General features: G+C 63.1%; 10 protein-coding genes. 4 read left to right on the plus strand and 6 right to left on the minus strand.

The window, feature by feature from the left end; genetic code table 11:
- Positions 1 to 119: 119 nt before the first annotated feature.
- From VGM51_19305 to VGM51_19325, 5 genes are all read right to left on the minus strand, one after another.
- Positions 120 to 2,717 carry a tetratricopeptide repeat protein gene (locus VGM51_19305; protein HEY3415188.1) on the minus strand — a complete coding sequence of 866 codons (2,598 nt, stop codon included), beginning with the start codon at positions 2,715 to 2,717 and terminating at the stop codon, positions 120 to 122.
- A gap of 182 nt (positions 2,718 to 2,899) precedes the next feature.
- Positions 2,900 to 4,141, minus strand: coding sequence for a beta-galactosidase (locus tag VGM51_19310; GenBank protein ID HEY3415189.1), 1,242 nt, complete (start codon positions 4,139 to 4,141; stop codon positions 2,900 to 2,902).
- Complete coding sequence (locus VGM51_19315; protein ID HEY3415190.1) at positions 4,138 to 5,259, minus strand: DUF4185 domain-containing protein; 1,122 nt, start codon at positions 5,257 to 5,259, stop codon at positions 4,138 to 4,140. The genes VGM51_19310 and VGM51_19315 overlap by 4 nt, the downstream gene beginning before the upstream one ends.
- Before the next feature lie 146 nt (positions 5,260 to 5,405).
- Positions 5,406 to 6,089: a hypothetical protein gene (locus VGM51_19320; protein ID HEY3415191.1), complete on the minus strand. Its 684-nt coding sequence runs from the start codon at positions 6,087 to 6,089 to the stop codon at positions 5,406 to 5,408.
- Between the two features lie 55 nt (positions 6,090 to 6,144).
- Positions 6,145 to 7,377, minus strand: a complete 1,233-nt coding sequence (locus VGM51_19325) for a glycosyl hydrolase family 28-related protein (protein HEY3415192.1) — start codon at positions 7,375 to 7,377, stop codon at positions 6,145 to 6,147.
- Positions 7,378 to 7,486: 109 nt separating this feature from the next.
- Between VGM51_19325 and VGM51_19330 the strand changes: the two genes are divergently transcribed.
- The gene (locus VGM51_19330) at positions 7,487 to 10,357 is read left to right on the plus strand and encodes a 2-oxoglutarate dehydrogenase E1 component (GenBank protein HEY3415193.1); all 2,871 of its coding nucleotides are present in this window, start codon (positions 7,487 to 7,489) and stop codon (positions 10,355 to 10,357) included.
- Between the two features lies 1 nt (position 10,358).
- On the plus strand, positions 10,359 to 11,603 hold the full coding sequence (gene odhB / locus VGM51_19335; GenBank protein HEY3415194.1) for a 2-oxoglutarate dehydrogenase complex dihydrolipoyllysine-residue succinyltransferase: 1,245 nt from the start codon (positions 10,359 to 10,361) through the stop codon (positions 11,601 to 11,603).
- Here odhB and queC read toward each other — a convergent pair whose 3' ends face one another.
- Complete coding sequence (queC, locus tag VGM51_19340) at positions 11,604 to 12,296, minus strand: 7-cyano-7-deazaguanine synthase QueC (protein HEY3415195.1); 693 nt, start codon at positions 12,294 to 12,296, stop codon at positions 11,604 to 11,606. It lies immediately after the preceding gene.
- A gap of 256 nt (positions 12,297 to 12,552) precedes the next feature.
- Here queC and VGM51_19345 point away from each other — a divergent pair, with 256 nt between their 5' ends.
- Both VGM51_19345 and VGM51_19350 read left to right on the plus strand, forming a co-directional pair.
- The gene (locus VGM51_19345) at positions 12,553 to 14,148 is read left to right on the plus strand and encodes a hypothetical protein (GenBank protein ID HEY3415196.1); all 1,596 of its coding nucleotides are present in this window, start codon (positions 12,553 to 12,555) and stop codon (positions 14,146 to 14,148) included.
- Positions 14,132 to 18,817: an alpha-2-macroglobulin family protein gene (locus VGM51_19350; protein ID HEY3415197.1), complete on the plus strand. Its 4,686-nt coding sequence runs from the start codon at positions 14,132 to 14,134 to the stop codon at positions 18,815 to 18,817. Before VGM51_19345 ends, VGM51_19350 begins: the two co-directional genes overlap by 17 nt.
- Positions 18,818 to 18,882: the final 65 nt, after the last annotated feature.

Genomic DNA, 18,882 nt, shown 5'->3' on the forward strand with positions numbered 1-18,882 from the left:
GAAAAACCGCAGCATGCGACGCTGCAAGCGGAGACGACCACAAGGACACCCTGAGTGATGAAATCAGGTTGATGAACGATGAACCCCCTCATAGGGCGTTCATCGTTCATCGCTCATCGTTACGGCGCCAGCAGGTCTTCCTCGTCCACCGGCGGGTTGTTGCCCAGCCAGGTGTCGAGTACCAGCACGACGCGGCCGTTCAGATTGTCTCCACGCGGCACGGTGTAGTAGCCGATTACACGGTCCGCATGGCTCTTGATGCCGCGCTTCGCAGCCTCCGGGGAGACCCTGGCGATGCTCGTGAACGCTTCGTACATCTCGGGGCGGAGGAATACGAGATCGCGCGCCTGCGCGGCCCCCCTCTTGTATCGCAGAACCCCGACCATCTCTTTTGGCGAGAAGAACCAGTTCAACTCGTTGTTCAGCGCGATTTCGTTCGGGTCCGCTTTGCCGTTGTGGAAGAGCCGCGCCGGTTTGAGCGTCGTGGGCTGGCCCGGATCGAACAGCATTTCTTCCGATGCGTTCAGCTTGCTGTAGCCCGTGATCGCGCGGAGGTCCATGGTCGTCAAGTGCGGCAGCAGCCAGGTGTAGTCGTCCTTCACCTTGGCCCACTGGTAATACGTTGGCTTCGGGTTCTTCTGCTCTCCGAGCGTCGGAACGTGAGCCAGCAGCGATGCCTCGAACATCGACGGGCGTTTGGCCTGCCATTTCACGCCCTCAAGCGGTTCGTTCTGGAATCCGCAAAGGCGCATGCTGAAGCCCCACGAATCCGGGTTTCCATAGTAGAAGGGATGTGGCGGCGGCGGGTTAGATGTGAAGCGCGGCACGTTGCTTACCTGCATCAGCACGCTGTTCCATCCGCGTTTCAAGCCAAGGGCGCAGCATATTTGGTCTTTCTCCTGCGTCTCTTCCCACTTGCAGACGCTCCAGTACTGGCCGGGATACTGAAGCTGATTGTTCACCCAGATTTTAGCGTTGTCGTCGGCGCCATACCAGCAGCGCACCTTCTGGTCCTTCGGCGACCAGACGTATGTGTGCGCAAACGAATAGGCTGCCTTGCGTCCATGCTCGATGGCGTACAGGTCAACGTACCCATCGACGGCGTTGGTGGACGCCCAAGTCGTGCTCACGCTCGGCACGTTCCGTGGCGAAAGAGGCGATTGCACCGCGAGGACCGCTGCGCGAAGTCGATTCTGGTCTTTCTCGGTCGTCGGTGTCGCCCCCGCATCCAGTGACGTAGGGTTCGATATCAGCCACTCGTCAATCCAGGGAGTCGTTGGTTTGTCGCTTCCGTGAATCGTGCGGTACATCCCCGGCGTCATGTAGTAGCGGTTGCAGGAGTGATGGCCCATGCCCATGCTGGAAATTGGCTCAAACCCGCACCAGTCGCTGCTGTGTGTGTCCGGCACGCCGATGCCCTGGCCGCTGAACGTCATCAGCCAGTCCAGGGTGTGATTCCATTCATGGTAGAGGACGTCCCATTCGCGCTGGCCAATGTTCACGTCGGCGCCACGGTTGGCGCCGCAGTCCGGCCCGATAGCGTCTGAAGCGCCCCAACCCGCGAATTTCATGAACGTCTCGATGGTGCCGGTTTCGAACAGGCCCTCGTAGGGCGCCGGGTCGTGTTCCATGGGCGCGCTGTTGTCGAACTCCCGGTCGTACTCGGCCCAGTTGTTGACCATCCGCATGGAGCCGCGGCTTGACGCTTCGAACAGCGCCGTGCACCATTTCCATTTCAGTTTCGTCGCGGCGATCTGCTCGTCCGACATCGTAATGACTGTCGTGCCGCCCTTGCCGTCGCTCACGCGCAGCTTCCGGAAGAGCGCGAGGTGGTTGCGGAACGTGTTGCTGTTCTTTCGGGGATATAGATCGGCCGCCTTCTGATAGTACGGGTAGACCTGTGCGAAGTTCATATCCAGGTCGCTGTGAACGTAACTGGCGGCGTCTCCAAGCATGTACCACGCGTCCGGGTTCTTCGGGTTGGCCTTGGTGGATGCCATGAACGACTTCTCGGCCAACTCCCAGAAGCCGTTGACCATGCAGTACAGCCCCAGGTTGTAGTAAGCCTTCGCGTCGGTCTTCACGATCTTGGGGAATCGCGTCTCGGCATCGCACCAGCGGATCATATGGCGCGCGTACCGTGCCTGCTCGGTGGTGAGACGGTTCTTGAGCACGCGAATAAACCACTCGCTTGCTTCAGGGAGTTTTCCTGCGAGAAGTCGCTCCACGCCACACGCGTAGTAATTGGTTGTTTCTGCGGAACTCTTCCAGAGCGGCTGTGGGTCTCTGAGCCGTGGCCATACACGCATATCATCCGAGAAGTAGAATCGATAGGCCTTGGGGAGAGCGCCCTTCGCGTCGGAAGTCACCTTGAGAGACGCTGGGGCCGCCGTTTCCGCACGTGGTATGAGGAACAGGTTTCCCCATAGCCGTACGCCATTCGTCACCTCAGCATCGACTGGCCCTACGGTCAGCACATACAAGTTTCCGGATGGGGTATCAAAGCGCGTCTTGCGCAGGGGTACATCGAACGTGACCGTGTTGCCTTCGCGCCGGAAGTTGTAGCGCTTCTCGCTGACCTTGTCACCGACGGTCAGCTTCCCGTTCGGCAGCCAGAAAGCGTAGCCGTCGTGCGGATTGGTCTCCGCGCGCGCACTGGCCGCCACCATCACCGCGATTCCGGCCATAACCGCCACGGCCCTGATTATCCGCATCATGCTTTGCATCCTTTCACTCAACTGGTAGTGTCGGCGTCCTCGCCGACAAACCTCTGTCGGCGTCCTCGCCGACAAACCTCTGTCGACGCCTCGCCGACAAACCCTGGTCGGCGTCCTCGCCGACAAACCCTGGTCGGCGTCCTCGCCGACATTAGCGTGCGTCCGATCACTACGGCATCAAACTAGTCAAGCCGATACAGCGCCCCTGAACCGGCCGGGAGGCGTTCGGACCACACCAAACCGCCATTCTGGCGGCGGGCCGCAACTCGTTTTCCGCCCGGCAGCCGTGTGACGGCGGAGCTTTCCCCATTAGGCAGTTGAATCCGCGTCTCAACGTCCCGCGCCGAAACAGTGTCCAGATTGACGGTGAAAACGTACCGTCTGCCCTTTCTGTCCTTGAGATAATGAGTCGTTGCGTGGGGGCGTGTATCCTCCGGCGAGGCAATCGGCGTCAATCTCAGCAGCGTCGGCTCCAGCGCGCGGGTCTCCTTCGTGAGCCGGCCGACCTCCTCCCAACGGGCATCGCCGTCGCCATCGGTGTCGATGAGGCCGGACATCATCTCGCCCTTGGCCTTGTTCCAGTATTCGGTCTGGTACAGGAACCAGAACAGGCCTTTGCTGCCCGAAGCCAGGGCCAGGTACGTCATGCACCGGATTTCGCCCGGCGTTGGGAACCTGTGGATTCCGGTGATGGCGTGGACCTGCATCACCGCCCAGGACGCGGCGCCGGTTTTCGCGCACGCGAGCCCCGCCTTGGTCGCCACCCGCTCGAAATCGCGCATAGCGGCGACGTCGCCCAGCGGGGTACCGACGCCGATGGGATACCGGTCGAACGCCGCAACGTCGCTTCCGGTTGTCTTCAAAAACTCGTCGAAGCCGTCAGCGCCGATGAGGCAAGTAAACGGCTTGAGGCGGCGCGCGTAGGCTTTCAACCCTTTGGCCACCTCGGCATATCGCGGAAAGGTGCCCGGCGGCGGCTCATCCAGAAGTTGCACGCGCCACAACGCCGCATGGTCCATCACCGGCCGGAGGTCGCGGGTGAGCGTCGCGTTGATCGCCGCCTCGGAGACCGGTTTCCCGCCGCGAATCATGGTTCCGAGATCCCCGCCCTCTTTGTTGACCTCGATGATGAGTTTCACGTCCGCCGACCGCGCCGCATCGAGGATCGCCTGATGGTGATCCGGCGGGGTGTTCGGGACGACGGCGCAGTTGATGCCGTGCGCCGCCATATCCCTGAAGTGCTTCAGATAGATCGGCGCGGCCAGCGCGGGATCGGCGGGGATGAGGTCGTCGCGGAACGCGCCGACGCCGCCCTCATACCAAACGCCCAGCGGGAACTCGGGCCCTTTCCCTGCCGCCGTCGCCCGAACGCAGTAAAACGCTGCGAACGCCGCCAGCATCGCACTCTTCCAGGATTTAGTCATCGCTTCAATGTCACTTTCAGGAGTTGCAGCCAGTAGCGCTGCTGGTCAACGTAAGTTATGTACACAATCCGCCCGCCGTCTTCCGCCAGTTCAGGGTGTTCCTTCCCGGCGTAGCACGGGTTCTTCTGGAGCGCCTGCCTCGGAGCGCCGATATCCGCGATCTTGGTGAACGGTCCCCACGGGTGCGGCGCCAGGCTGAGGCGGATGCGGTCGTCCAGGATCACGTTGTGCACGGCGAGGTAGCCTCCGAGGTAGCGGTTGTATGCGACCGACAGCTCGCTCGGGAAATCGCGCAACCCTTGGACGTCGGCCGCGTCTTCCTGCTTTCTGCTCCACGATGGCTTATCCGGCGATCCGCTGAAGTACTCATACGCCTCGGGATCAGTTACATCTGTTTTTCGGACTCGGGCGAGGCGGGCGGAACTGCCCGGCCTGTCGTCGTGCGCTCCATACACGTACAGCCAATCGCCGCCGTCCAGCGTCGCATTCCCGTATACTGTGGCGCCCGGCGCGTTCGGCCACATCCACTCTCGGCCCTTTGGGTGAAGCCGGTCGAAACGGATGGCCTCCGGCTTCGAGGTATCCGCCACGCATAGCCCCCAACCGTTGCACCGAAAATTGTAGACACCATCGCCGAGAATGCTGATGCCCGAATAGTACAGATAGAGCCGTTTCGTGGCGGCGTCGTACCAGGAGCCTCCGGGCCAGAGCCGGGTATCGTCCTTCTCACGGTTCGCCAGCGGGATCAACTGCCGCGCCAGTCCCGTCTGCGGGTTTGTCAGGAACCCGTAGCGTTTCAATGGCGCGGTCCCCTTCCCTGTCGGAACCAGCAGACCGCAGTTGCTCACGTTGCCGACATACGGCTTCTCCGGCTTACTGGGATCGAGGAGGAACACATCGCCGAAGATCCAGAGCGTCTTGTCGCCGATGGGCGACGAAAACCCGGCGTCCGTCCCGCTCACCCCGGCCGGATTGTCCGTGAAAAGCAGCCCGCCATTTTCAACCGCGACCACGGATGGCGCGGCATGGGCGGAAGCGGCGAGGAAAATGGAAACGAGGAAACGGGGAAACGAGGAAATGAGCCAGCGAGCTAGACAGCCAGCGGAGCAACGAGTCAATGTCCTTCCATTGACTCGTTGACCCATTTCCTCATTGCCCCCATTTCCCAGTTTCTCAATTTCCCCGTTTCCCCGTTTGCTCATTTCCTCATCCCCTCACTGGCGGGCGTTCAGCCCGATCTCCACGCTGCCGTTGCTGTTGTTGGCTATACACTTGGGAAAGCAGCCCTCGTTACTGGCAAGCGTTCTTCCCTAGCGATCCTAACCGCCCAATCGGCGAGACGCCTGAGCTGATCACTTGGTAACTCTCTGAGAAGTACTGACCACAAGGGAGCTGCTGCAATGCTGTCCGCAGTCTGGATGATTTGCGATCTTACGTCGAACCAGTCGGAATAGCGGGATGCCACCATCGGGTCCCATTCCGAACGCGATCTTTCCAGGAGATCATCGACCTCATCCCTTAGGATGCATGAATGGGTTACCCGCTGACGTATCAGCACCCTAACCCACGCGTATTCCTCTTCACATAGCGGATCGCGGCTGTTCTGCTCGGCGGCTTCCCACACATCTCGAAGCTTGAGGAACAACATCATCCAAACCCAGCGGCGAACCGACTCGATTTCTCTTGGGAACGCCATTTTCCGCCAGTGTGCAATGGCGCCCACCATAGGCTTGCCAAGTTCTGCCTGTGCACCGCGCACTGAGTTTTGCAGACCGTCGAGGTCAATGTCATCATCGTGAAAGGACGACAGGAGTTTCTTTCTGGCCCAGTCGCGTAACTCCACGGTAAGAAAACCATCAACGGCTAGCTCTGGAGCAAGATACCGCGTCACATCAGTGCTCAGAAGGAACAAAGCGGGAAGATGAATCAGATCAGCGCGTTTCGCCATAGCTTACACCCTTTCATACACGTGGGGAGCCGTCTCCGAGTGCTCCCTCCGCCCCTCACCCCTTCGCGTTCAGCCCGATCTCGACGCTTCCGTTGCTGTTGTTGGTCATTTTCTGCCCTCCACGGAAACGGTTGCCGACGATGGTGGCCGCTTCGACGCCTTTCTCCAGCACGATTTGGTTCAGGCCGGCGTCCATGAAATCGCAGCCCATCACGCTCAGCCCGCCGTTGACGGCGTGGATGGCCGGCGCGCCGTTAGTCTTCTGGTCCCACGCGGTGAAATGGCAGTTGCTGAAACTCGTCTGGCCGTGACCCTCGAGGATGCCATACGTCTCGGTCCGACCGGCGACGCCCCAGAAACCGCAGGCGGTGAACTTGAGCGGACCCGTGTTGGCCGGTGCGACCCGGATCTCTCCCATGAACTGGCCATTGAGGAACGACGCTCCCGCGTGCCCCTGAAGCGCGTCCACCTGGACGGCCACATCTCCCACATCCGAGCCGCACTGGGTGAGGATGGCGTTTCCCGGCCCGTCCGCCTTTCCCAGAAAATGGAAGCCGGTCTTGTACGAGATGCAGAAGCAGTTCGTCATGTACTCCCAGTCGGTCCGCGCGATGGTGAACGCCTCGCCGTTCTTGAGCGTCCAGTCCATCAACTTCTCCGTCCAGAACGGCCACAGGTGAACGTTCTCGAGGCGCCCCACGTCGAAGCACTTGTCGACAAACACGCCGCGGTAGATGGCCTGCGCGTAGAGGCCGTTGATATAGTGCCTGCCTGCGGGATAGGTGCCGAAATCGACTGCGGCGTACGGGTTGGTAAACAGGCAGTCCTTAATGGTGCAGTTGTCGCCGATGCCGCGGACCGTCCACGGATATGGTTTGGGAGTCGTCTGGCTCTGTTCCGGGTAGAAGACGGTGATGCCCTTGAGGCAAGCATTGGCAAGCAGCGTGATGAACGGCTCTCCCTCCAATCCGCCTTTCGACTCCACGGCGAGGAGTGTGCTGCCCTTCATCTCGGACCGCGCGGTGGGCGCCTTGAACACGCCTTCCAGGACAACGTGCTCCCGGACCGTGAGGTGAGTCTTGATGAGGTAGTTGCCCCTGGGAACGGAAAGCACACCCCCGCCCGATTTCGCGATAGAGTCGATCGCCTCCTGAAATGAAGCGGTATCGTCGGCCTTGCCATCGCCCTTCGCGCCGTAATCGCGAACGCTGTTTCCCGGCGGCTTCGCGAGGGCAACGGAAACGGCCGAAAGGAACAGTGCCGCCGAGAGGACAGGTGTCACGCGCATTCGCCGACCTCCATAAATGGAATTGGTGCCGCGTGAATGGTGTTCCTGCATCCGGCGGGGGTGTCAAACACGGCGCCTGAAGGGTATCCTTAAGCCCACAGGTAAAACGATGGCTGATTTCAACACATTCTTTGGCGCGAATGCGGGTTACGCACAGGAGTTGTACGATCAATACCGCGAGGACCCGGCCTCCGTGGACGCCGAAACACGCAACCTCTTCGAACAATGGGAGGCCGCGAACAACCCGGCGCCCGCCGCTGAAGCCGCAGCCCAGGCGCCGGCCGTTTCGGCGCCGGCCGTTGTTTTCACGCGATCCGAGGCGGAGATCACCAAAATCGTCGCGACCGCCCGCCTCACACGGATGATCCGCGAGATCGGCCACCTGGCGGCGCACACCGATCCGCTGGGTACGCACCCGCCGGGCGATCCGGCGCTGGAGCTGGAAAACCAGGGGCTTCAGACCACCGACCTCACGGCGCTTCCCGCCAGCGTGGTGGGTGGGCCGTTGTCGGAAGGCGCCCCGAACGCGCTGGAGGCTATCGGCCGGCTGCGCCGCGTCTACTCCGGTTCGGTGGGATACGATTACGCGCATATTCACGTGCCCGCCGAACGCGAATGGCTGCGCGAGGTCATCGAAAGCCGGCGGTTCTTCCAGGATTTCGGCGCCGATCGGAAGCGGGAGCTCCTCGAACGCCTCACTGCCGTTGAAACGTTCGAACGCTATCTGCACCAGACGTTCGTTGGGCAGAAGCGGTTTTCCATTGAAGGGGTGGACTGCCTCGTCCCCATGCTGGACGAGCTCATCGCGGCGGCGGCTGCGGCGGGAACGCGGGAGATGGTCATGGGTATGGCCCATCGCGGGAGGCTCAATGTGCTCGCGCACATTCTGGGTAAGCCGTATGCGGTCATCCTCGCGGAATTCCAGTCCGCCGTCCGCGAAGAGAGCGCGGCGGTTTCGGGCGGCGGCACGCAAGGCTGGAGCGGCGACGTGAAATACCACCTCGGCGCCCGGCGTTCCTACACCGCCCTGCGCCATCACGATATGCCGATCACGCTGGCGCCGAACCCGAGCCACCTCGAGTATGTGAACCCTGTCGTCGTGGGCCGCGCACGCGCCGCACAGGAGCGGCGGAACCGGCGCGGAAACCCGCTGCAGGATCCGGCGGCGTCGCTCGCCGTGCTCATCCACGGGGACGCGGCCTTTCCCGGACAAGGGGTGGTGGCGGAAACGCTCAACCTCTCGCAACTCCCCGGATACGGCGTGGGCGGCACGATCCACATCATCACGAACAACCAGATCGGCTTCACCACCGGCCCCGGGGATGCGCGCTCCACCCTCTACGCCAGCGATCTCGCTAAAGGGTACGAGATTCCCATCGTTCACGTGAACGCGGATGACCCGGAAGCGTGCGTCGCCGTTACGCGTATGGCACACGCCTACCGCGAGCAGTTCGGCAAGGATTTCCTGATCGATCTCATCGGCTACCGGCGGTGGGGCCATAACGAAGGCGATGAGCCGGCGTTCACACAGCCTCGCATGTACGCGAGGATCACCGCGCACCCCACGGTGCGCGAACTGTACGCTCGCGACCTGGAGCGCGACCACGTACTCACGCGGGACGAAGCGGACGCGATGGTCGGCACGGTGAAGGAACAGTTGCAGACCGCCCGGAGCGCCGAGCCGGTCGCTCCCGTGCGAAACGTGGTCTCGGAGAGCATATATTCGGTCCCGGCGCCGGACACGCGTGTTTCGGCTGAGCGGCTGCTCGATCTCAATGAAGCCTTGCTGGCGAGGCCGGCGGAGTTCACTCCCAATGCGAAATTGGAGAAGAATCTCCAGCGCCGGCGGGGACTGATTTCGGAACCGGGCGGCATCGAGTGGGCACACGCCGAGGCCCTGGCGCTCGCCGCGACCCTCGAAGACGGCACTCCCATCCGGTTGACCGGTCAGGACGCCGAGCGCGGGACATTCAGCCAACGCCACCTGGTCGTCTGGGACCCGACAACGGGTGACTGCTTCGTGCCGCTGCAATCGCTTCCGCAAGCGCGCGCGTCATTTGCCATCTACAACAGCCCTCTTTCGGAGTGCGCCGCCCTGGGGTTTGAATACGGTTACAGCATGCACGCCGCCGGCGCCCTCGTCATCTGGGAAGCGCAATTCGGAGACTTCGGAAATTCGGCGCAGGTCATCATCGATCAGTTCCTCGTGTCCGGCAACGCCAAATGGCGGCAGACCCCGTCGCTCGTGCTGCTGTTGCCGCACGGATATGAGGGACAGGGGCCGGAACACAGCAGCGCGCGCCTGGAGCGGTTCCTGCAATTGGCCGCCAACGAGAACATCCGCGTGGTGAACTGCACCACCGCCGCTCAGTATTTCCACGTGCTGCGACGCCAGGCGGCCCTGCTGGAAACGGCGCCGCGACCGCTGATCCTCCTTACCCCGAAGAGCCTTCTCCGTCTGCCGGCCGCGGGATCGTCGCTGGCCGACCTCTCTGACGGTGCGTTCCGCCCGGTGCTTCATGAAGCGGTTACGGACGCCGCCGCCGTGACCCGACTGATCCTGTGCAGCGGAAAGGTCTACCACGATCTGGCGGCGAATGAGGCGTTCAAACAGGCGCCCAGGATCGCGGTCGCGAGGCTGGAGCAGTTGTACCCGTTTCCGTCCGATGAACTCGCCGCGGTCCTATCAATGTACCCTTCCCTTTTGGAGGTTGTCTGGATGCAGGAAGAGCCGCGCAACATGGGGCCGTGGTCATTCGCCGCGCCCCGCGTGCGCGGCGTGCTGAGAGACGCCGGACGCCTGAATCTCGAAATGCGATACGTCGGCCGGCCGGAGAGCGCCAGCCCGGCCGAGGGCTCCCTGAAACGCCACCAATCGGCGCAGGGTAAGATCATCACTGCTGTCCTGAACGCCGTGCCGGACCCGGCCGTCGAAAAGCCGAAACGAAGGTCGGCGAACAAACCAAGGAGCGCAACCTGAGATGCCATTCGATATTGTCGTACCCCAACTCGGTGAATCGGTGGTGGATGCCACGCTTGGCCGCTGGCTCAAGAAGCCCGGCGACGCCGTCGCCGAAGGCGAGGCAGTGCTCGCGCTGGAGACAGACAAAGTTGACCTCGATGTGACCGTCGAACGCGCCGGCGTCCTGAGCGAGATTCTCCGGAATGAAGGTGACACGGTGCAGGTGGGCGAGGTCCTAGGCCGCGTCGTGGAAGGCGCGCCCCAGAACGCCGCTGCCGACGCGACGCCCCCGGCGCCTCCCCCCGCGCCCGCTACGGCCACGCCGCTCGCGAGGAGCATGGCCCGGGTGGAAGATGTCGATATCGCCGCGGTTCCCGGCACCGGTCCGGGTGGCAAGGTAACGCGGACGGACGTCGAGGGCTTCATCCAGCACGCCGCTCCTGAGACCGTGCCCTCCATCCCCGCCCCCACGCCGCCGCCCGTTTTGCCGCAATTCACTTCGCCACCGGCCGCCTCGCCTCAACTCCTGGCTCCTCCGGCGGCAGGTCAGGTTGCAGCGACGGATCGCCCCGAGCAGAGGGTTCGGATGTCCCGGCGCCGGCAGACCATCGCGACTCGCCTTGTGGAGGCCCAGCACACCGCCGCCATGCTCACGAGTTTCAACGAAGCGGACATGTCCTCCGTCATGGCTCTTCGCGCCGCCCACCGCGACGCTTTCAAGGAACGCTATGGCGTCGGCCTGGGCTATATGTCGTTCTTCACGAAGGCGGTCGTGAGCGCGCTCAAGGTGTTCCCCATGCTCAACGCCGAAATCCAGGGCGACGAGATGGTCCTCAAGGGATACTACGACATCGGGATCGCCGTCTCGACCGACGAAGGGCTCGTCGTGCCCGTCGTTCGGGACGCCGACCGGAAGACCTTCGCGGAACTCGAGCGCGACGTCGCCGGCATGGCCGCCCGAGCGCGAGACGGCAAATTGACGCTGCCGGAACTGCAGGGCGGGACGTTCACCATCACCAACGGCGGCGTCTTCGGCTCCCTGCTCAGCACGCCCATCCTCAACACGCCGCAAGTGGGCATCCTGGGAATGCACAAGATTCAGGATCGGCCCGTGGCGCTGAACGGTGCGGTCGTCATCCGCCCGATGATGAACCTCGCCCTCTCTTACGATCACCGCATCGTGGACGGAGCCGAGGCCGTTCGTTTCCTCGTTCACGTCAAACAGATGATCGAGGACCCGTCCCGCCTGCTGCTGGAAGGCTAGTCAGCCCGCGGTCTTCCACGGGCCGGCAATACCCGCTTCCTCAAACCCTCTGGCCCGAAGAAGGCAGGAGTCACACGCGCCGCACGGAACGCCTTCCGGCGATGGATCGTAGCAACTGATCGTGATGCTGTAGTCTACCCCCAGCGAGCGGCCGAGACGGATGATCTCCGCCTTTGTGAGGTGAAGCAAGGGGGTGTGGATCGTCAGGTGGCGGCCCTCCTCTACCCCGGCGCGTGTTGCCAGGTTGGCCATCTTCTGGAACGCTTCGATGTACTCCGGACGGCAGTCCGGGTAGCCGCTGTAATCCAGGGCATTGACCCCGATATAGATGTCGGCCGCGCCCAGCACCTCGGCGTATGCCAGCGCGAATGACAGGAAAATGGTGTTGCGCGCGGGGACATAGGTGATGGGTATGCGGTGGCCGATCGACGCGAGGTCGCGGCCTTTCGGAACCGCGATGTCGTCAGTGAGGGCGGAGCCGCCAAACGCGCGAAGGTCGATGTCCATCACAACGTGGCGGGACACGCCCGCCCGCTGCGCGACCCGCTTCGCCGCCTCTATCTCCACCAGATGCCGCTGGCCGTAGCGGAAACTGAGCGCGCAGGCCTCGAACCCGTCGCTCTGAGCCACCGCCAGGGCCGTCGCGGAATCCAGTCCCCCACTGAGCAAAACAACTGCATGAGAACTCGCCATAATCGGTAAGTATAACCTATCATGCGGGCGTGGAAATCGATGCCTGTTCCAGCGTGACTTTCAGTGCGGTCATCCGTTCACTAATTCAGAGCCCGTTCACGGGGCTGCCCCCTAATCAGGAGCGTTCAAAGATGCAGCGCGTTCGCAGTGGCGGTGCGGTGGGCGTCTTCCTTCCTGTCTTGCCGCCCGCCGGTCGCTAGAGCCCGCCTGCCTTATGCCGCCCAATCGGTCATGACGCTGTACGGAGGGTTCGAAGATGCAGACTGTGCTTGCCGGTGCTGCCACCGGCGCTTCGCTTCTGGGCCTTATCTACGCCTGGCTGGCGCGTCGCGCCACGAAGCAGGCATCGGGCTGGTCGAGGCTGCTGCGGGACGGGTGGGGCCTGGCGCCCGCCTTCGGCGCATCGGCCGCGCTTCTCGCCTTCCTGTTTACACTGCCGTACAAGCCCCCGTGGTCGCCCGGCTTGCTGATGGGTTTCGGCATCCTGATCGGCGCGTTGTGCGCCCTTCTGGCCGTGGGGGAAGCGGCCACAGACCCGGCCGGCGATGCCTGGGCCGGACGGTGCGCCGGGCTCCTGTCACTGGCCGCACTCGGACCCAGCCTGATCCTGATCCTATTTCGCGGGGACCCATCGGACGCGGTGATAGGCTGTGCCTTGGGAGGGGTGATCGTCGCCATCGGCTGTATCGGCATGCTGGCGCCCGCCGCCGCGGCCGGCGCTTCATCGGCCGGGGCATTGTGCCGCGGCATCGAATCGTACATCCTCTCCGCCGGAGCGGTTGCCGCCGGGTCATATCTCGCGCTCGCCCGGTATCCCCGCGCAACACCATTCGCCGACGCCGGCGGATACTGGTCTATACCGGGCCTTCTGACGGCCATTGCCGCTCTGGTGCTGATCCTCGTGGCTGTCGGCAACGGCGCGAAGCTCGCGCCCGCCCGCCTGCTGATCACGGGCATCGCCTGCGCGTTGGCAATAGCCCTCGCCGCCGGGTTGATCCGCTGGAAACTCCTGCCGCAACTGACATGGACGCCGCTCGTCTACGCGACGGTCGGTTTCGGCCTCATGGCGTTCCTGTTCCAGCGTGAAGATGCCGCGTCCGGAGACTACCCCGGACGGCCCGCCATGCCCGCCCTCGTGACAGCGCTTGCCGCACTGCTGGTCGGCGCGCTGGCGTTCCAGGCGGCCGGGGGTTATGGCCAGGCGCTCGCGCTTGTGGCGGCCGGTGTCATCGTGTTGCTCGTCCACGGCGGGCGGCCAACCGCCCAGGGTTCGATGGCCGGAGCGATGGTTTCCGGCGGCGCCGCCCTTCTCCTACTGCTCACGTGGTACCGATTGTATAGCGATGAATTTGAGCAGTGGCGATCACTCGATTTTCAACAGCACTACCAGTTCCTGGCGGTTGCGTTGGGCGCCGGAGCCGTGTTTGCGCTGCTCAGCCACGTCGCGAATGGCAGCGCACGGTGGAAATCGCGCCCCGGGCTCCAGTCAGCCCAGGCGTTCGCCGTGACGGGTCTCGGCCTCATGGCCGTCGCAGCGCCGGTCTTCATCGCCGCGCTCTGGGGTGGACGCGCAACCGCGGCCTTCATCGGCGGCCTCGTGGTCTCTGAAGTCGTCTGGATGCTTGTCGTCGCGTGGAGCACCGCAGAGGAGCGTCTGATCGCGATCATGTCGTCTCCCCACGTATTCCTGCTGGGCTCCGCGCTCATCGCGGCGCACATAACGCCGATCGCCGTCAACCTCGACCTCACGCGCGCCCAAAAAGTCTATGCCATAGCGGTTCTGGCCGTCATCGTGCTTGTCGTCTATGTTGCGGGCAAGCTGAGGGGGATGAGCGATGAAACGCCTGCATGAATCCAATGCCGCGTTGCTGCTCATGCTGCTGGTATTGCTGGCGGCGGCAGCGTATGTCATCAACGCCGAAACACCACGCGGAAGCGTGTCGGGCACCCTGGTGGCGGCGGAGAGCGGTTCACCTTTGCCGAACGCGCAGGTAACGCTCACACCTGCCTTGAACACTCACCAGACCTATTACTCCGCAACCGACAAGCACGGCGCTTTCTCGTTCCCCGGCGTGGCGACGGGCCTGTACCGTATCAGCGCCGTGACCCAGGCTCACAAGCAGAACAATCAAATCATCGAAGTCCTCGAAGGCCAATCAATTTCACAGACGCTGGAATTGCCGCCGGCCGATCCGTTCCTGCAGGTTTTTCAGCACCAGCGTGTGTTTACCACACGGGAGACGCCCAAACTCAAGGTCCACGGATTCGCGCCTGTAACCGAATTGAGCATCCGTGTCTACCGCATCACCGACTCCGCGATGGCGCGCATCTGGCAGTCGGGATTCAACGATGCCGTAGGCGGACGCCGCCAGATCAGGCAGGTCAACCTGGACGCGCTGAAAACGCTCAGGTTGGTCAGCAGGACGGAACAACCGATCGTCAAACGGGACGCCGAGGGCGTGTTCCGCCAGGATGTGGGCTTCGGAAAACTCGCGGCCGGGATGTACCTGGTCGCCTTCGATGCCGGCCCTGCGCGTGAAATGAGCGTCGTGACAGTCACGGACCTCGCCATTATCCTCAAGTCGTCGCCGGGCGACACGCTGGTCTACGCCGCCAACATCGAGACAGGTCAGCCGGTACCCGGCGCTCGCATCCAGGTCATCGGCAAAGGCAAGACAGTTGCATCGGGCGAGACGGGGACGGATGGCACCTGGATGGTGTCTCCAACCTCGGTGCGCGGATCACAGATGACCGCTGTTGCGCGCTACGCGGACTCCGTGGCGATCTCGGGAACGTATACCGATCGTGCCGAAAGCCGCGACCATCTCCGCGTGTATTCCTACACGGACCGGCCCGTCTATCGTCCCGGCCACACAGTGTACTTCAAATCCATAGCCCGAGCGCTTAACGGCGACAAGTATACAATCCCCGCCGGCCTGAACGCCCGCGTACGTGTGACCGACCGCAACGAAGACGTCATCTACTCCGGCGGCCTCAGGACCAACAAGAACGGCTCTATGAACGGCAGTTTCCCGTTGAGCCGCGCCGCCATTCCCGGCCCCTACACCATCTCGCTCAACGCGGGCGGCAACCGTTATGACACGGATTTCATGGTCGCCGAGTACCGCAAGCCCGAATTCGAGGTAACGGTGACTCCGGGACGGAAGCGCTATACCGCCAGCGAAACCGTCGCCGCGACGGTGGAGGCCCGGTACTACTACGGTGCGCCCGTGCCGGATGCCAGGGTGAGCTGGTTCATCACCCGGAGCCCGTCTTACTACCGCGAAGACAGCGGATATTGGGATTCCGACCTTGAGCCCGAGATGAACGACGATTACTACAGCGGCGAGACGGTGAAGACCGGCGAGGGCACTACCGACTCCATGGGCCGGCTGAATATCGAGTTCTCGCCCACTCCTTCGCAGAATGCAGACGATCTGGGGCAGGATTGGCAGTACACGGTCAATGCCACGGTCACGGACGCGAGCAGGTTCGAGGCTGGTGGGGAGGGCTCCACTCTGGTCACCCAGGGGGATTTCCGCCTCCAGTTACGCACGGAGGGATATCTGGCCAAGCCGGGCGTTCCGACCAGCGTCGTCGTGACCGCGGTCGATTATGATGGGAAGCCGGTTCCAAACGTGTCAGGCGCCATCGAGTTCGTTCGCCACATATGGAAGCGGTACGAGGAGACATCGAACAAGGTTGCCACAGTCCCATTTGTCACCGGCCCGCGCGGCGACGCGGCGGTGACGCTCACTCCGCCGGTAGACGGTGATTACGGCATCATCGCCCGGGCGAAGGACTCGCGGCGAAATGCCGTGACCGAACAGGCCGGCATCTACGTCATGAGCTCGGACTCGGCGGATTACGGCTACCCGTTCCAGAATCTCGAGGTTCACGCGGCGCGACGGGTGTTCAAGATGGGCGAAGTCGCGGAGATCGTCGTCCAGTCGCCAAAGGCGGGCGTCTCGGCGCTGCTCACCATCGAGGCGGCCCATATCATCTCGCACAAAGTGATCCGTCTTGAGGGCAAATCCAACATCCTCCGGATTCCGATCACCGCGGATATGATGCCGGCCGTCAACGCCACAGTCTCGTACATAAAGGGGAAGAATTACTTCAACGGCTCGGCGCTGCTCAACATCTCGCGCGAGCGAAAGGCGCTGCGCGTGGAGGTGACGGCGGATAAGCCGATCTACCAACCAGGCGAATCCGCCGTGTACAGGGTCAAGACGCTCTCGCCCGAGGGAAAGCCCGTAAGCGCGGAGGTATCGCTGGGCCTCGTGGATGAGGCTGTCTACGACATACTCGCGGAGCAGACGCCCAACATCGTGACGTTCTTCTATCCCAAGAGGCTAAATGAAGTCCGAACTGAGTTCTCCTTCCCGGACATCTACCTTTCCGGCGACGAGAAGGCCGGACAGGGCATCCGGACCCGCAGGCTGTTCCCGGACACGGCGTTCTGGCAGCCCGCGACCGTCACCGACTCCCAAGGCGACGCCACGTTCCACGTAACCTTGCCGGACAATCTGACCACATGGCGCGCCACGTGCCGCGCGGCGGACGCGGAGACGCGCGTGGGTCAGACGACGCAAAGCGTCATCGTCCAGAAGCCCTTCCTGCTGAGGCTGGAGACGCCTCGATTCATGGTTCAGGGCGACGAGGTCGAAATCGCCGCCGTCGCGCACAATCTCACAACGGCCTCCGTAAAGGCGACCGTTGGATATGACTCCCCGCTGGCTCCGTTGGAAGGCGGGCGCCGGATTGAGCGCGAGGTCGGCCCGGGGAAGACCGAGAGGATTGCCTGGAAGGTTCGACCGGCCGATATCGGCGGGCTCCGCATCCGCGTTTGGGGAACGGCGGGCAAACTGAACGACGCCATGGAACTTACCGTGCCCGTGCTGCCCAAGGGGCGGGAGCAGACCGACACCCGCTGCGGCGACGTGCAGGGCTCGCGAACCGAGACGCTGCAGGTTCGCACGGACTGCGTCCCCGGGACACAGGCGTTGACGATCCGCCTCTCGCCGTCGATTGTCTCGGCGATGCTGGGCTCGCTGGACTATCTGGCGCAATATCCGTATGGCTGTACGGAGCAGACGATGTCCGCGTTCCTTCCCGACGTCATTCTGTTCAACCTGCTGCAGAATCGCGGAATCGATGAGCCTCAGCTGAAAGCCAAACTCCCGGCCATGGTGCAGGAAGGGCTGCTCAAGCTCTATACGATGCAGCACGACGACGGCGGCTGGAAATGGTGGACGTATGACGAAAGCGATTCATGGATGACCGCATATGTCGTGTTCGGTTTAATCCAGGCCCGTGACAGCGGCTTCACCATCAACGACGGAGCGCTGTCCCGCGGCATCGATGCGCTCGCCCGGATGGCGCAGAACCCGGACAATAAGACGGGTTCGGACATCCGCGCCTACGCTGCCTACGTGCTCACTCTCGCAGGGCGCACGCAGGAGGCCCAAAGCGCCATCGCTCTCGCGATCTCAACATCGGCAACGAAAGGACTGAAGCTGAGCGATGCCGGCCGGCCGTGGCTGGCGCTCGCGCTCGCAAGAACCGGGCAGGCCGACCGGGCGAACAGAGTCCTTTCAGATACCTGGAAGCACTTCTCGGATCGCGGGTTCCTGCCACAGACCAGCCTCTACGAGTGGCGGTCGCCGGCCGAGTATGGCGCCGCCCAGTTGTACGCCGCCTGCGAGATCACGCCCGGCGACCCGCGCCTCCCCGCCCTCACGCGCTGGATCATGGATCAGCGTCGCGCAAACCACTGGGATTCCACGCGGGACACCGCGGCCGCGCTCTACGCCCTGGCCCGGTACGTGCGCCTGACGAATGAGCTCACGCCGAACCTCAACGCGACCATCGAAGTCAATGGGCGGAAAATCGCCTCGCGCCGGCTCACATCCGCCGACATGATGCGTCCGGAGTTCCAGGTCGCGCTTGGTCCAAGGGACCTGCCGGTCGGGCCGTTGCGGGTCACTATCCGGGCGGCGGGAACGGGCAGGTTGTACTACACCGCATCGCTGACCCAGTCCGCTACGATGGATCTCGGCTCACCCTTGTCGAACGAGGCCGGCATCACGATAGAGCGGAGATACCGCAAGGTGGAGCCCGGTGAAAACCCGTACAACGAGAGGGCGCTCGCCGACTGGCGTCCGAGCGTCAAGGAGTTCCGCAGCGGCGATATCATTGAGGTGACGCTCGTGCTGCACGCCATTCGCGCATTCGACTACCTGATGGTTGAGGATCCGGTTCCGGCCGGCGCAGAGGTCCGGGACCGCGGCGCCGTGGATGCGTCGGACTGGAGAAACTGGTGGGCCGATCAGATCGTTCGGGACCAGAAGGTCGCGTTCGGCATCCGCCATATCGAACCGGGCCTGCATCGCCTCGATTACAGGTTCACCGCCACGGTCCCCGGAAGGTACACCGCACTGCCGCCGCGGGTGTTTGACATGTACAATCCCAGTCTGCGCGCCGAATCGCGCGCCGACGAGATCACGATCAAGGAGTGAGGGGGGTGAGGGTCTAGAGTATGGGGGCTCGGGTTAGGGGCGGAATCCCAAGCCTATCGTCCTCT

The sequence above is a fragment of the Armatimonadota bacterium genome (assembly GCA_036504095.1).
Classification (GTDB): domain Bacteria; phylum Armatimonadota; class DTGP01; order JAKQQT01; family JAKQQT01; genus DASXUL01.